Source organism: Caballeronia sp. KNU42 (assembly GCF_053760385.1).
The window spans coordinates 1438115-1453444 of the sequence record NZ_CM132388.1 but is presented as its reverse complement, the minus strand read 5'-3'; the positions used below and the strand labels follow the sequence as shown (position 1 = coordinate 1453444).

The window sequence follows — 15330 nt, the reverse complement described above, 5'->3', positions numbered from 1 at the left end:
CGATGGTCGTTCTGGTCACGCGGACTAGCAAAATTATTTCTCAAAATGGATTGAGACGCAGACCAGAATTATATTTTCGCCCTGATTGGCGAGTAACCGGCAAAAATGCAAAGCATTGTTACGCGTTATAAGATAATCATCCTTATCCATAACGTAGCAATGCGGTAACAATGCGGCATCACTTGCAAGAGACTCAAGGCTCATGGATACGCTTCAAAACATGCGCGTGTTTTCGCGGGTTGTTGACGCCGGCAGCTTTACGGCCGCGGCTCAGCAACTGAACACGACCACGGCCTATGCATCGCGCGCCGTCTCCGATCTCGAAGCGCATTTACGCACTCGCTTGCTCAACCGGACCACGCGCCGGATCGCGCTGACCGAAGCCGGCGAGCGTTATCTGCAGCGCTGCGAGCAAATCCTGGCTTATGTGGATCAGGCGGAAGCGGAAGCCGGCGATGCGCACGCGCGACCGGCCGGCAAGCTCAAGATGCACGCCATGGCGGGCGTCGGCCAGCATTACGTCGTGCCGATGATTTCGCGTTACCAAAAGCTGCATTCGTCGGTGCAGATCGACCTGACGCTTGCGCAGCGCGTACCCGATCTGTTGGATGAGGGTTTTGACGTGTCTATTGTGCTTGGCACTGAGCTGCCTGATTCAGGACTGGTTTCCCAGCGACTGGGAAGTATGTTCAGCATTGCGTGCGCGTCGCCTGGCTATATTCAGGAATACGGCGTACCGCATGTCCTGTCCGATCTGGTGCGGCATACATGCTTGCAACTTATTACGCCTGCGTTTCCTCCGAACAAATGGACCTTTGACGGTCCGAACGGGCAGGAAACAGTCAGTCTCGGAACAGCGACCTTCACTGTGAACGTGGCTGAAGCCATGGGCGTGGCAATCAGCGAAGGTATGGGCGTCGGGATATTGCCCACTTCGTCAGCGTTGCCTGCATTGCGTGCAGGGACATTGGTGCGTGTTTTGCCGCAATACACCATGCAAATGCTCAACGTGTTTGCGCTCTATCCGTCGCGTCAGTACCTGGATGCGAAAATCCGGACCTGGGTGGAATTTTTGCGCGCCGAATTGCCTGCCGCACTCGCCGCCGACGAAAAATCGCTGCAGGAATTTGTGGCGTCATAAGCTTATGAGCAGCAGAATGGGGATAAGGCGGTTGAAGTGCTTTCATCGGGTTTTTCATTGCCGCGATGCAACACTTGCTTACGACTATTTCGGCCGCATCTTGATAACTTCTAGTCTGCCCTTTAGCTTCACCGATTCACTTTTACCGATTCGACAACACCCGAGGAAGTTATGAATACGCCGCTGATGATCGCCATCTATGCACTGCTGGCTCTGATCGCCGTGCCCGCCACCCGTGAACTGCTGCGTACGGCCCGCGAGAACGCGAAACGGGCGCGCCTGATTCCGATCCGTATCGACGAACGCAAGAACCGTCAATCGCGCGATTCGTCGAATCGCTGAGAAAAAAAGACCGATTTATCGGTCTTTTTGTTTTTGCAGTGGGCGCAGTGACGTTTAACCCTGCGCCCGGTAGACCGTATTTGGGCGCCTGGGATTTCTTACCCGGAAGCCCGTGTTTTCGCCCATCACGCTGACCGGCCGCGCGATCGCGTCATGACCGGTTAGTGCTTACCAACTGCACGCCGGTGTAGCGCATCCACACCGAAAACGCATTTTTTCGCGATTCATCGCGCCTGGTCGCTCAGATCTCGACCACCTTGTCCCATTTGAACAACGGATTTTCAGGCGCACCCGTGCGCCGGTCGCGATACCCGCGCGGATTACAGATCACGCGCGCTCCGTCGGCGACGTAATCGAATGCGGTATGCGTGTGACCATGAATCCACAGCGCAACCGGTGCGCGCACGAGCGAGGGCAGATCGCTCACAAAACCCGCCGATGCCCGGTCCGTTGCGAACTTCTCCGCCAAACTTTGCTTGAGCGGCGCGTGATGGGTAACCACGATAGTCTTGCCGTCGAAGGGCTTTGCCAATTCACCTTCCAGCCACGCCCGAGCCTGCTCGTGCAGCGCCACTGAGTCGCTGGGGCTAAACGAGCGTGGCTCGTCTTCGGGCTCCGGCCATGCAACCTGGATCACGCCCCGGAAGTCGAGCATCACACGCTCGGCCGCCGCCACGGATTCCCGCATCGCCTCAGGGGTTGCTCCGAACAGCGCGAAGTCCGTCCACAACGTGGTGCCGAGCACGCGCCATTTGCCGTATCGGTCGGTGAGGGCGGTGTTGTTCAGGAAATGCACATTGGGCAAGCTGCGCCCTGCATCCTGCATGGCGGTTTCGAGTGCGCCGAATTCGCCGTCGTAATACTCGTGATTGCCCGGCACATAAACAACCGGTACCTCTGAACCGAAGTTTTCCGCCGCCCAGCGCAGGCCCTCCGCATGATTGTGGATGTCGCCGGCCAGCACGACGAGATCGGCCTCCGCGTAGGGAATGGCAAGCGGTTCATCGTGCTCGAGATGCAGGTCGGACAGAACGCGAATCTTCACGGCGCTTATCTCCTCAATACTGTTACTTACACCTTACGACGACGCACCTGGCGCACGCACGTCAGGCAAGACCTTGGCCGGATTCATCAGGTTCTCGGGGTCCAGCGCTGTCTTGAGCGCGCGCATGAGCCGTATTTCCACCGGTGACTTGTAGTGCATTGCTTCGACCACCTTCAATTGCCCCAACCCGTGCTCCGCGCTGATGCTGCCGCGATGCGCGTGCACGCTTTCATACACTAGCGCATTGACTGGCGCCTGGAATTCGGCGAGAAAGCTTTCGGGGTCGACCCCTTCCGGCGCCTGCACGTTGTAGTGCAAATTACCGTCGCCGAGGTGGCCGAAGGTCACCATGCGCACGCCAGGAATGGCCTGGGCGATGAGCGCGTCGGTTGCCTCTATGAAATGCCCGATGCGCGAAATAGGCACCGCAATATCGTGCTTGATATTGAGTCCTTCTGCAGCCTGCGCGAGCGGAATATGTTCGCGCAAGTTCCAGAATGCCTTCGACTGCGACAAATTTTCCGCTACGACGGCGTCCTCCACCAGGCCCTGCTCAATGGCATGTTCCATCAGCCGTTCGAACAGCGCGCGGCCGTGCTCCTCGCTCTCGCTATCCGACAGTTCAAGCAACACGGTCTGGCCATGTTTCTTGCTGAACGGATAACGCATCTGCGGGAAATGCGTGGTCACGAGATGAAGCGAAAAATCCGACATCAGTTCGAAGCCGGTCAGCAACGGGCCTGCATAACGCTGCGCCGTAGCAAGGAAATCGAGCGCGGCCTGCGGTGAGACCAGCGCCGCGAGCGCGGTTACGCGCGCGACAGGCGCCGGATGCAGTTTCATCACCGCGGCAGTGATGATGCCGAGCGTCCCTTCCGCGCCGATGTACAGGTCGCGCAGATCGTAGCCGGTGTTGTCTTTGCGCAGCCCCCGCAAACCGTCCCAGATTTCACCTTGCGGCGTCACTACTTCAAGCCCGAGGCACAACTCGCGCGTGTTGCCGTAGCGCAGAACAGCAGTGCCTCCGGCGTTTGTCGAAAGATTGCCACCGATCGTGCAACTGCCCTCGGCGGCGAGGCTCAGCGCAAAGAGCCGCTGTTCCTGCTCGGCGCGTGCCTGGATATCGGCGAGGATCACGCCGGCTTCCACCGTGATGGTGTTGTTGAGAGGATCGACGTCGCGAATCCGCTTCAGCCTGCGCAAGCTGATCACCACCTGCGTGCCGCTGGCATCAGGCGTTGCCCCGCCGGAATGGCCGGTGTTGCCACCTTGCGGCACGACAGGGAACCGGAATTCCCGCGCGAGCTGCACAACTTTAGCGACTTGTTCGGTGGTGCCTGGAAGCACCACGGCGCACGTCTGGCCGTGATAGCGCTTGCGCCAGTCCGTGAGAAACGGCGCGGTGTCGTGGGCGTCGGTCAGCACATGGGCGGCGCCGATTGCCTCGGCGCAGGCTTCAGCAAAGTAACGTGAACGGTCGGATGCGGTCATGGGTTTTGGTAGCAGTGGCGTGGACGACAGTTGACACAGTATCGCGTAACGTCGGGCCGGGCGAAACCTGGCCTAATGGCATAGGCCTCGTTCACGCGGACTATTCCATGCTACAAATGATTGCGGTCGGGTGTTGTGGTTGGTGCCGCGGCCTTCGCTCGTTTCGCGGCGCGTGCAGCGCGTTTGAACGGTGCAACAAAGCCAAGCGCGCAGACGAAGAACACAAGGGCAAGCAGTGCTTCGAGCCAGCCAAGGCGTGCTGACAATCCGCCGTCGGTCATGCCGCGCACAATGCCTTCGGCAAGGTACAGCAGCACGAGCATTGACGCCCATTGCAGCGTGTACACGTCGCGACGGAACGTGCCGCGCAGCGCGAACAGCAGCGGGATGGCCTTGAGCGCCAGAGCGGAGCCGCCCGGGCGCAATGGCGCAAGCCAAAGCTCCCACGCGATCGACAACGCAATCAGCCCGATCAGGCTGAACAGCGCGCCGCGTGCAAAGCCGGGGTGGGTGCCGGCTGCGTCCATAACGGGCGTAGTGGTCATCAGTCAGGCGCCGCGTTGAAGTGTCAGCGCTGCAGTGGCCAGGCGTGCGCCGAGCGCCATGGCCAACGCTTTCTCGTCGGCGGAGATGCCGCTGTCGGCCGTTTCAGCGCGGGCGAAATGGGACGCGCCATAAGGTGTGCCACCGGTTTGCGTCGTGGTCAGCTTAGGCTCGGTGTACGGAATGCCCACGATCAGCATGCCGTGGTGAAGCAAGGGCAGCATCATGGAAAGCAGGGTAGTTTCCTGCCCGCCATGCAAGCTGCCCGTGGAGGTAAAGACGCTGGCGGGTTTGCCGGCGAGCGCGCCGGACAACCATTGAGGCGAGGTGCCATCGAGGAAGTATTTCAGCGAGGCTGCCATGTTGCCGAACCGCGTGGGTGACCCGAGCGCGAGCCCGGCGCACTCTTCCAGGTCGCGCACTTCGGCGTAGGGAGGGCCGTCGGTGGGAATATCCGGCTGCGTGGCTTCGCAAACGGCAGAAACAGGAGGCACGGTGCGCACGCGCGCTTGCATGCCGGGCACGCTGTCGACGCCTTGAGCGATCGCCTGGGCGAGTTCGCGGGTGGCGCCGTTGCGGCTGTAATAGAGCACGAGAATGTCGTTCATGAGCCTTTTCGGTGAACGGGTATTATAAGGATCGGGTGCGTGGGCGTGGCGTTTTGGCGTTGTTTCATCCGCCTTTCGAGCCGTGCCGCGGATCTGTCGCAATGTTTGAAGGAGAGAGATTCTTGCAGAAGTTTCCCATCAATCTCGACACAACGAAGCGGCTTGCCGCCTTCGTTGCACGTCGTACGGGCGAGGATCGCGTGCCGCAGGTGGCCGGCAGCCTGACATTCACCACCGTCTTGTCGCTCGTCCCGCTTGCGACGGTTGCGTTCGCGCTCTTCACGGCGTTTCCCATCTTCGCTTCGTTCCAGATGTCGCTGCAGGATTTTCTTGCCGCGCACCTGATGCCGTCGCAGATCAACAGCCAGATTTTCAAGTACCTGAACCAGTTTGCGTCGAAGGCAAAGGGGCTGACGACGCTCGGCATGATCATCTTGTTCGTCACCTCGGTGATGACCATGATGACGGTCGAATCCGCGTTCAACGTGATCTGGCGCGTGCGCAAATCGCGGCCATTCGCTCAACGTGTCCTCGTGTACTGGGCCATCATCACGCTGGGCCCTATTCTGTTCGGCGTGAGCCTGTCGATGTCGTCCTACCTGTTCGCGCAATCCGTCGCATTTGCCGGCTCCCATAATCTCCTGCCGCCGGTGGTCGAGTGGGCGCTCGCCAGCGCGACGCTGCCGTTCACCATGCTGGCGTTCTCCATGCTCTATGTGTTCCTGCCGAACTGCAAAGTGGAGTGGCGCGATGCACTGGTTGGGGGACTGGTGGCGGCTATCGCGTTCGAACTGGCGAAGCGCGGTTTCGGTTATTACGTGCGCCGTATTCCGACGTACACCGCCGTGTATGGCGCGTTCGCCGCGTTGCCGGTGTTCCTGCTATGGGTCTATCTGTGCTGGATGATCACGCTGATCGGCGCGATGCTCACGTCGGCGTTGCCGGCGATCCGGATAGGCCAGTTTCATCGAAACGATTTTCCGGGGAGCGATCTGCTCGATGCCCTTGAGTTGCTTGCTCGATTGGCTGAGGCGCGTGAAGCCGGCCTGCCGGGTTACACCGGCCTCGAGCTTGCGCGGATGCTGCGCTGTGACGTGGATACCTCCATGCGCCTGGTTCGCAAGCTCGACTCTCTGGAATGGATCGCGAGGCTGGAGAATCTTCGGGTGCCGCGCTATGTGCTGATCGCCAATCCGCAACAGATCACGGTGTCCAGACTGTTCGATTTGTTTGTGATCGAGCGAGACGAGTTGGATTATCAGTTGCGCCTCGATTCCTCGCACATTGACCGAGCCGCATTGATGAATGCGCTGAGCAACGAGAAACTCGACGTCACCCTGGCTACCTTGCTAGCGGCGCGCGCGGCTTCTCGTCAGGAAGGTGCTCATGCGGCGCAAGGAGTGACGTCCATGCCGCGTCAAACTGCCTGAAGCACCTTGCGTTGCGAATATCGTCCCGAAGCGCGCTAAATCGAAATCCTGCCGATGCAGATGTCCTTGAACATGACCCAGTCGCCCATCAGGCTGTAGAGCGGATGACGAAAGGTGGCCGGGCGGTTTTTCTCAAAGAAGAAATGGCCCACCCAGGCAAAGCCGTAGCCGCAAATAACGGCAGCAGGAAGCCAGAGCCAGTCGCCAGTGGCAATAGCCATTGCCAGGAAGCCAATTACGCCCAGAGAACCGATGAAGTGCAGCCGACGCGACACCACGTTGCGGTGCTCTTCCAGGTAGTACGGATAGAACTCGGCGAAGCTCGCGAAGTGATCGGAATGTGCGGTTTGGGCCATGACAGTCTCCTTCGAGCAGGTTGCAGCATTGGCTCAGCAAGATTCATTCTCCGGCGATTGAGCCGACTGCGCAACTGCGTTTAATTCTGATCTGAAAGCAATTGGAGACCCCCTCCCATCCGGCTAGTAGCGCAGTGGGGAGAGGGTGGGTAAGCTTGATTCATGAGCTTGATTCATGAGCTAAGTCCGTCATCCAAGTTCAACAACCGCAACGTGATCCGTCAGCTAAACCGGTCGCGTTGCAAAACCGAATAACGCGGCGAGGGTCGCGTCGGGTTGCTCGCTCATCAGTGCGTGCCCGGCGTCCAGCATGACTGTTTCGACCGCGACATTCGCTTGCTTCATCGCGTCGATCAGCGCGCGGCTGGCGCGGGGTGGCGTCATGGCATCCAGGCGGCCGGCAATGACCTGCACCGGACAACGTAGCGCAGCAGCCCGTTCAAGTCCGTCCGCATAGGCGTTGCAGGCGCTGAAGTCGGTGTGAAAGAGATGGGGCTCACCGCGCGCGGCGACGCGTTCCATCAGGCGCTGGTTTGCCCCATGCAGCCAGAAGCCCGGGGCGGGGCACGACGGTTTTGCGGCGATAGACGAGTGCGACCACTGGTTGACCATGTCGATGGCGTCGGGTTCGCGATTGAGCGCGGCATCGAGGAGCGCATCCGACACGGTCATCGGATACGCGGTGGCAAGCAGCGCAAGACTGGTGACGCGGGCCGGATAACGTGCGGCGCAATCAAGCGTTATCAGCGAACCCATGCTGTGGCCTATCAGCATCGCCTCTTTGACTTGGGCGGCGTCCAGTAGCGCCACCAGCCAGTCCGAGAGCGCTGCGATGCTTCGCCGCGCCGGGCCTGCGCTGCGGTTGTGACCGGGAAGGTCCACGGCGAGCACGTTCAGGCCGTGATGGGCAAAGTAGCGTGTCTGCAATGCCCAGACGCTGTGATCGTGTTTTGCGCCGTGCACGAACACGGCCACCGGACGGCCCGGCTCGAACGCGTGTCCACCGGTGTAGGCATAAGCCGATGCGCCCTCGACTTCGAGCATCATGTGCGGCTCCCGTCACGGTTTCCGGCGTCGCTTCCGGCAGATCCCGACGAAGCCTTCTGCGATGCCTTGAGGCCGCGCTTGAGGTCATCGATGAGATCGTCGGGATCTTCCAGGCCAATCGACAGCCGGATACGTCCCGGTGCAATGCCCGCTGCGGCGAGGGCGGCGGCGTCCATGCGGAAATGCGTGGTCGAAGCCGGGTGGATGACAAGCGAGCGTGCATCGCCAACGTTCGCCAGATGCGAGAACAGCGTCAGCGCTTCAATGAATCGCTTCGCTGCCGCCACGTCGCCACGCAGGTCGAAGCTGAACACGGCGCCCGCGCCGCGCGGCAGAAGGCGTTTGGCGAGCGCGTAGTCGCGATGACTCTCGAGTTCTGGATAAGCCACGCCTTCCACGGCAGGGTGAGCGAGCAGGAACTCGACCACCTTGCGGGTGTTGGCGACGTGCCGGTCCATCCGCAACGGCAAGGTTTCTATGCCTTGCAAGAGTTGCCATGCGGCTTGCGGATGCAGGCAGGCGCCGAAGTCACGCAACCCTTCGCGGCGAGCGCGCAGCAGGAATGGCGCGACGGTGCTTTCTTCGGCGAAGACCATGCCGTGAAAACCATCGTAGGGTTCGGTGAATTCGGGGAATAGATTGGTAGCGGTGAAGTCGAACGTGCCGCCGTCTACCAGCACGCCGCCAATCGTCGTGCCGTGACCACCCAGGAACTTGGTCGCCGAGTGGTAGACGAAGTCGGCGCCGTGGTTAAAGGGACGCAGCAAATAGGGCGTGGTGAAGGTCGAATCCACCAGTAGCGGTACGTGGTTCGAATGTGCGATGTCCGCAATCGTCTCGATGTCGAGCACATCGAGACCAGGGTTTCCCAGCGTTTCGCCGAACAGCAGGCGCGTGTTGGGCCGGATGGCCGCACGCCACGCGTCGGCATCGTGCGGCGGGACGAAGGTGGTGTCTATGCCGAAGCGCCGCATCGTGTAATGCAGCAGATTGTGCGAGCCGCCATACAGCGCGCTCGACGCAACCACGTGCGACCCTGCGCCCATCAGCGTGGCGATCGCAAGATGCAGCGCGGCCTGTCCGCTGGCCGTGCCGATCGCCCCTACGCCGCCTTCCAGCGCGGCGACGCGCTCCTCGAATACGGCGACAGTCGGGTTCGAAATGCGCGAATAGACGTGTCCCGAGCGCTCCATGTTGAAGAGCGAAGCCGCGTGATCGGTGTCTCGAAACGAGAAGGACGTAGTCTGGTAAATCGGCGTGGCGCGTGCGCCGGTGGCAGGGTCGGGCGCAGCGCCGGCATGCAGCACGAGCGTGTCGAAGCGGTTGGCGGGCATCGTGGGCGGGCTACCATGGGAAAAGAGTCATTTATCGTAACATCGGGTGTGGCGCGGCAAACTTGGGGTAGACGCCAGCGCCGGCACTTGGACCATGAGACCCCATGCCACGCCAGGGGGCGGCTAGGCACGGCATGCGCCGACTTTGTGCAAAAGCCCGCCCCGCGTGCTTTTGCAGACAAAACACGGGGTTGTTGCGCGCTTTCTTTTTGACTGCCTTTCCGCTAGGATCGACAGATATTCAGGCTTTTCGCGAGGAGACAATCATGCGAGTCAGCGACATTTTGAACGTCAAGGGCAACGCGCTCTTCACGGTGACACCCGATACGCCGCTGCAAGAAGCCATCAACACAATGGCGTCACACGACATTGGCTCACTGGTAGTGATCGAATACGGCGATCTCGCCGGCATGCTGACGTTCCGCGAGATTATTCTCACGCTGAGCGAGAACGGCGGCAGCGTGGGCACCACCACTATCCGCAAGGTCATGGACGACCACCCCATCACGTGCACGCCGGAAACGGACGTGAACGAGGTGCGCCGCATGATGCTGGAGCATCACGTTCGTTACTTGCCGGTCATGGAAAAGAACGTGCTGATGGGCGTGATTTCTTTCTACGACGTGGCCAAGGCCGTGGTGGAAGAGCAGGGTTTCGAGAACAAGATGCTCAAGGCCTATATTCGCGACTGGCCGGAGCAGCAGGAAGAAGCGCGTTGATCGAGGCGTTGCGGGATTAGTGCCATTCCGCTCTTACCCGGTCGAAGCGCATCACCCTGTCACGCACAAAATGCGCGCCCGAGCGGCGCGCATTTTTTTCGCCTCGCTTATTGCCCCTCAACAGAACAAGCCTCTCGCAGCCACCAACACCAATAATCCATGAGCGAAACATCCGCATCGACCCGCACGAAAAAGGCCGGCGCCCAACACGGCGACGGTCAGTTTCGCCTGTTGCGCGAACGTCGTTTCGCGCCGTTCTTCTGGACGCAATTTCTCGGCGCGCTCAACGACAACGTCTTCAAGGTCGGCTTTACGTCGCTGGTCACTTTTCAGGCTGCACGCTTTTCGGGCGTCGATCCGAAAACCGCCGCTTTCCTGATCTCCGCTATCTTCATCATCCCTTTCGTGCTTTTTTCCGCGACGTCAGGCCAGGTCGCCGATAAGTACGACAAAGCCACGCTCACGCGTTTCGTGAAGACCTTCGAAATCGTGGTGATGCTGATCGGCGGCGCAGGTTTCATGTTGCACAGCGCACCGCTGCTTTACTTTTGCACGTTTCTCATGGGTGTCCATTCGACCGTGTTCGGGCCGGTGAAATACGCGTATCTGCCACAGCATCTCGAGCCATCGGAGCTTGTTGGCGGCAACGGGCTCGTCGAAATGGGGACGTTCGTGGCCATTTTGATCGGGACGATCATCGGCGGTGCGGCGGCCGGGCTGACCGAGCACGGCGCCATGTTGCTCGCGGCGTGCTGCCTGACGGTTGCGCTGATCGGGCGCGCTGTGTCGGGTTTCGTGCCAAAAACAGCGGCACTACAGCCTGAATTGAAGATCAACTGGAACCCGTTCAGCGAGACGTGGCGCAATCTCGCGCTTGCGCGTAAGGATCGGACCGTGTTCCTGAGCCTGCTCGGGATTTCGTGGCTTTGGTTCGTCGGCGCGACGTTTCTCACGTCGTTCTTCAACTTCGCGAAGGACGTCCTGTCGGCGAATCCGGATGTGGTGACCGTGCTGCTCGGCACGTTTTCGATCGGCATTGGCATCGGCTCGCTGATGTGTGAAAAGCTTTCGAAGCGCCGTGTCGAGATCGGACTCGTGCCGCTCGGGTCGATCGGGATTAGTGTGTTTGCCATCGACCTGTTTTTCGCTAGCCACAAAATCGCGCCGGCCGGTCATCTGATGGGCGTCGGCGAGTTTCTTCAAATGGGCATGCATTGGCGCATCCTGGCCGACCTGTTCCTGCTGGCCCTGTTCGGCGGCTTGTACAGTGTGCCGCTCTACGCGCTGATCCAGTCGCGCAGCCAACCGACGCACCGCGCCCGCATCATCGCCGCGAACAACATCCTCAACTCGTTTTTCATGATTGTGTCGGCGTTACTGGCGGTCGGCCTCACGTCGGCGGGTGTCGGCATTCCCGGGCTGTTTCTCACCACCGCGTTGCTGAATATCGTGGTGGCCGCGTATATCTATTCGCTCGTGCCCGAGTTCCTGCTGCGTTTTCTCGCGTGGATTCTCGTGCATACGTTCTACCGGATCAGGCTTGTGAACGCCGAGCGCATTCCCGAGCATGGGGCCGCTGTGCTGGTGTGCAATCACGTGAGTTTTGTCGATGCCGTCGTGATCATGTCAGAGAGTCCGCGGCCGATCCGTTTCGTGATGGATCACCGGATTTTCCGCTCGCCGCTGGTCGGCTGGCTGTTCCGTCACGTCAAGGCCATTCCGATCGCTCCGGCTCACGAGGACGCAAAACTGCTGGAGAAAGCCTACGACGCCTGCGCCCGCGCGCTAGCCGATGGCGATCTGGTGTGCATTTTCCCGGAAGGCAAGCTCACCCGGACCGGCGATATGAACCCGTTCCGCCATGGTATCAGCGAAATTCTCAAGCGCCATTCCGCGCCGGTCGTGCCCATCGCTTTGCGCGGCTTGTGGGGCAGCGTCTTTTCCCGTCACGACGACAACCGCTGGCCGCGTCCGATTCATCGCGGAGTGATGAGCCGCCTGACGCTCGCGGTCGGTGAGCCAATTGAACCGGCGGATGCCACGCCGGAGCATCTGCAACAGCTGGTCGCGACGTTGCGAGGCGCCCGCAAATAGGCTGCAAGAGGCGCCTCGCGCAGCCAGGCGCCTCCCTCAAGCGATGCTTCTGCAAACGAAAGGCCCGCGCGCAACGGGTTTCGGGCGTGGGCGCATCACCGGTCGGCTGGCATAATATTGGCTCTTTCGCTTTTTTCAGGACGACGCTCATGTCCGGCAACACACTCGGCACGCTTTTCACCGTCACCAACTTCGGCGAGTCGCACGGTCCCGCGATCGGCTGCGTGATCGACGGCTGCCCGCCGGGAATGGAACTCTCGGAAGCGGATATCCAGATCGAACTGGATCGGCGCAAACCGGGCACGTCGCGGCATGTGACGCAGCGTCAGGAAGCCGATCAGGTCGAGATTCTTTCCGGTGTGTTCGAAGGTAAGACGACCGGTACGCCTATCGCGTTGCTGATCCGGAACACGGATCAGCGCAGCAAGGATTACGGCAATATCGTCGAGACGTTTCGTCCCGGGCACGCCGATTACACCTACTGGCAGAAGTACGGCATTCGTGACTATCGCGGCGGCGGTCGTTCGTCAGCGCGGTTGACGGCGCCGACCGTGGCTGCCGGCGCTGTAGCGAAGAAATGGCTGCGTGAGCGCATGGGTATCGAAACACGCGGGTTCATGAGCGCGCTCGGCGAGATCCCGATTCCGTTCGTCGCTTGGGAACACGTGCGCGAAAATCCGTTTTTCGCGCCGAATGCGGAAATCGTCCCGCGCCTCGAGGAGTACATGGACACGCTGCGCAAGGACGGCGATTCGATCGGCGCGCGCATCGGCGTCATCGCAACGGGCGTGCCGGCCGGGCTGGGCGAGCCTCTTTATGACCGCCTCGACGCCGATATCGCCAAAGCGATGATGGGCATCAATGCGGTGAAAGGCGTCGAAATTGGTGCGGGTTTCGCGAGCGTCGCGCAGCGCGGCTCGGTTCACGGCGATGAAATGACGCCTGAGGGGTTCGCCGCGAACAACGCCGGCGGTGTGTTGGGCGGCATTTCGAGCGGGCAGGACATCACCGTATCGATCGCGATCAAACCGACGTCGAGCATCCGCACGCCTCGTGAATCCATCGATAAAGCCGGTCATTCCGCGACCGTGGAAACCTTCGGCCGCCATGATCCGTGCGTTGGCATCCGGGCGACGCCGATCGCCGAAGCGCTGCTCGCGCTCGTGCTGATCGATCACGCGTTGCGGAACCGCGCGCAGAACGGCGATGTGGTGACCACGACGCCTCATATCGCTGCGCATATCGCCAAATAAAATTGCGCCGGTTCTGAATATAAAGAACCGGCGCAATTTCTTAAAGCCTCGAACCCTCAAACCCGAACGATCACATATTCGGGTAATTCGGCCCGCCGCCACCCTCCGGTGGTACCCACACAATGTTCTGTGTCGGGTCCTTGATATCGCACGTCTTGCAGTGCACGCAGTTCTGCGCATTGATCTGCAGGCGTTCGCTGCCGTCATCGTTCTTCACGAACTCATACACCTGAGCCGGGCAATACCGTCCTTCCGGTCCCGCGTACGTTCTTAAATTCACATCCACCGGCACCGATGCATCCTTCAGCGTCAAATGCGCCGGCTGGTTTTCCTCGTGATTCGTGTTCGATATAAACACCGACGCCAGCCGGTCGAACGTCAGCTTGCCATCGGGCTTCGGATACACGATCGGCTTGCACTGCGATGCGGGTTTGAGCGTCTCGTTATCGGCGTGCTGGTGATGCAGCGTCCACGGCACATTGCCGCCCAAGAGTTTCTGCTCAAGCCCAACCATGAACGTGCCGAGATACAAACCCTTGCTCATCCATTGCTTGAAATTGCGTGCGCGATATAGCTCCGTCTTGAGCCATGAGCTGTTAAACGCGTCAGGGTAGGCGTTCAGTTCATCGGCTTGACGACCGGCTTGCACAGCGTCGAACGCGGCTTCGGCGGCCATCTTCCCGGACTTGATCGCGGCGTGACTGCCCTTGATCCGCGATGCATTCAGGAACCCGGCGTCGTCACCGGCCAGCGCTCCGCCCGGGAACACCAGCTTCGGCAGCGACATCAACCCGCCGGCCGTGATCGCCCGTGCGCCATACGACACGCGCTTGCCACCTTCGAGGAAGGTGCGGATCGCCGGATGCGTCTTGTAGCGCTGAAACTCCTCGAACGGCGACAGGTACGGATTCGAATACCCCAGCCCGACCACAAAGCCCACCATCACCTGGTTATCGTCCATGTGATAGAGGAACGAGCCGCCGTAGGTGTCGGTTTCCAGCGGCCAGCCCGCCGTGTGAATCACCAGACCCGGCTTGTGCTTCGATGGATCGATCTGCCACAGCTCTTTGATCCCCAGACCGTAGACCTGCGGATCGGCATCGCGGGCGAGCTCGAATTTATCCATGAGCTGGCGACCGAGGTTGCCGCGTGCGCCTTCGCAGAACAGCGTGTATTTCGCGTGCAATTCCATACCGAGCTGGAAGTTGCCGGTCGGCTCGCCGTCCTTGCCCACGCCCATGTTGCCCGTCGCCACGCCGCGCACCGCGCCGTCTTCGGTGTAGAGCACTTCCGCTGCAGGAAAGCCCGGGAAGATCTCGACGCCCAGCGCTTCAGCCTGTTGCCCCAGCCAGCGCGTAACGTTCGCCAGACTCACGACATAGTTACCGTGGTTCTTGAAGTTGTCCGGCAGCAGCCAGTTGGGCACCTGTTTTGCGCTGTCCTTCGTCAAAAACAGGAAGCGGTCCTCGGTGACTTCCACATCGAGCGGTGCGCCCTGGGTCTTCCAGTCGGGGAGCAATTCGCTTAAACCCCGCGGATCCATGACGGCGCCCGAGAGGATGTGCGCGCCGATCTCGGAGCCTTTCTCCAGCACGCACACGCCCAGTTCGACGCCTTTTTCCTGCGCGAGCTGCTTCAGCCGGATAGCTGCCGATAGCCCCGCAGGACCGCCGCCCACGATCACGACGTCGTACTCCATGGATTCACGGGGACCGTATTGCTCGATGAGGCTCGCCGGGGTCATCCAATGCTCCTGTCTAACGTTAGAATGATTTTTTTGGGGATCGCGTATTGTCAGGGAACCCTTCGCAGGGTGCAACCGACGATCCTGAAATTAGCACGACCGTATTATTTTTAGGATAGCATATCGGCTGCGTCGATTCGATACCTATTTTGGGGGAGGGACGTCAGGACGATTCGCTCCCGG

14 protein-coding genes are annotated in these 15330 nt (G+C 60.4%); 6 read left to right on the top strand and 8 right to left on the bottom strand.

All coding sequences use genetic code 11. The annotated features are described in order from the left end of the window. Positions 1 to 202: 202 nt before the first annotated feature. Together ACSOSP_RS06355 and ACSOSP_RS06350 are read left to right on the top strand one after the other, a co-directional pair. Positions 203 to 1141, top strand: a complete 939-nt coding sequence (locus ACSOSP_RS06355) for a LysR family transcriptional regulator (RefSeq protein ID WP_455310159.1) — start codon at positions 203 to 205, stop codon at positions 1139 to 1141. A 171-nt stretch (positions 1142 to 1312) separates the two neighbouring features. Further along, positions 1313 to 1483: a hypothetical protein gene (locus tag ACSOSP_RS06350; protein ID WP_455310158.1), complete on the top strand. Its 171-nt coding sequence runs from the start codon at positions 1313 to 1315 to the stop codon at positions 1481 to 1483. Between the two features lie 241 nt (positions 1484 to 1724). Here the strand turns inward: ACSOSP_RS06350 and ACSOSP_RS06345 are convergent, their stop codons facing one another. The 4 genes from ACSOSP_RS06345 to wrbA form a co-directional block, all read right to left on the bottom strand. Continuing rightward, a complete protein-coding gene (locus tag ACSOSP_RS06345; RefSeq protein ID WP_455310157.1) occupies positions 1725 to 2528 on the bottom strand; it encodes a metallophosphoesterase in 804 nt (267 codons plus the stop codon). Between the two features lie 33 nt (positions 2529 to 2561). Further along, complete coding sequence (locus ACSOSP_RS06340) at positions 2562 to 4019, bottom strand: FAD-binding oxidoreductase (protein WP_455310156.1); 1458 nt, start codon at positions 4017 to 4019, stop codon at positions 2562 to 2564. Positions 4020 to 4129: 110 nt separating this feature from the next. Next, complete coding sequence (locus tag ACSOSP_RS06335; protein ID WP_455310155.1) at positions 4130 to 4564, bottom strand: DUF2069 domain-containing protein; 435 nt, start codon at positions 4562 to 4564, stop codon at positions 4130 to 4132. Positions 4565 to 4567: 3 nt separating this feature from the next. Then, positions 4568 to 5170, bottom strand: coding sequence for an NAD(P)H:quinone oxidoreductase (wrbA, locus tag ACSOSP_RS06330; protein WP_455310154.1), 603 nt, complete (start codon positions 5168 to 5170; stop codon positions 4568 to 4570). Between the two features lie 101 nt (positions 5171 to 5271). Here wrbA and ACSOSP_RS06325 point away from each other — a divergent pair, with 101 nt between their 5' ends. Beyond that, positions 5272 to 6600 carry a YihY family inner membrane protein gene (locus ACSOSP_RS06325; RefSeq protein WP_455310152.1) on the top strand — a complete coding sequence of 443 codons (1329 nt, stop codon included), beginning with the start codon at positions 5272 to 5274 and terminating at the stop codon, positions 6598 to 6600. A 35-nt stretch (positions 6601 to 6635) separates the two neighbouring features. On the opposite strand, the gene ACSOSP_RS06320 is transcribed toward ACSOSP_RS06325, so the two are convergent. From ACSOSP_RS06320 to ACSOSP_RS06310, 3 genes are all read right to left on the bottom strand, one after another. After that, the gene (locus tag ACSOSP_RS06320) at positions 6636 to 6956 is read right to left on the bottom strand and encodes an Mpo1-like protein (protein ID WP_455310151.1); all 321 of its coding nucleotides are present in this window, start codon (positions 6954 to 6956) and stop codon (positions 6636 to 6638) included. A gap of 225 nt (positions 6957 to 7181) precedes the next feature. Further along, on the bottom strand, positions 7182 to 8003 hold the full coding sequence (locus ACSOSP_RS06315) for an alpha/beta fold hydrolase (protein WP_455310150.1): 822 nt from the start codon (positions 8001 to 8003) through the stop codon (positions 7182 to 7184). Beyond that, positions 8000 to 9337 (bottom strand): O-acetylhomoserine aminocarboxypropyltransferase, encoded by a 1338-nt coding sequence (locus ACSOSP_RS06310; RefSeq protein WP_455310149.1) that lies wholly within the window; start codon positions 9335 to 9337, stop codon positions 8000 to 8002. The genes ACSOSP_RS06315 and ACSOSP_RS06310 overlap by 4 nt, the downstream gene beginning before the upstream one ends. A gap of 266 nt (positions 9338 to 9603) precedes the next feature. On the opposite strand from ACSOSP_RS06310, the gene ACSOSP_RS06305 reads away from it, so the two are divergent. From ACSOSP_RS06305 to aroC, 3 genes are all read left to right on the top strand, one after another. Next, entirely contained in the window at positions 9604 to 10056 is a 453-nt protein-coding gene (locus ACSOSP_RS06305; RefSeq protein ID WP_455310147.1) for a CBS domain-containing protein, read from the top strand. Between the two features lie 159 nt (positions 10057 to 10215). Further along, a complete protein-coding gene (locus ACSOSP_RS06300; protein ID WP_455310146.1) occupies positions 10216 to 12150 on the top strand; it encodes an MFS transporter in 1935 nt (644 codons plus the stop codon). A gap of 149 nt (positions 12151 to 12299) precedes the next feature. Then, complete coding sequence (gene aroC / locus ACSOSP_RS06295) at positions 12300 to 13403, top strand: chorismate synthase (protein WP_455310144.1); 1104 nt, start codon at positions 12300 to 12302, stop codon at positions 13401 to 13403. A 70-nt stretch (positions 13404 to 13473) separates the two neighbouring features. Here the strand turns inward: aroC and ACSOSP_RS06290 are convergent, their stop codons facing one another. Continuing rightward, positions 13474 to 15147 (bottom strand): electron transfer flavoprotein-ubiquinone oxidoreductase, encoded by a 1674-nt coding sequence (locus tag ACSOSP_RS06290; protein WP_455310143.1) that lies wholly within the window; start codon positions 15145 to 15147, stop codon positions 13474 to 13476. Positions 15148 to 15330: the final 183 nt, after the last annotated feature.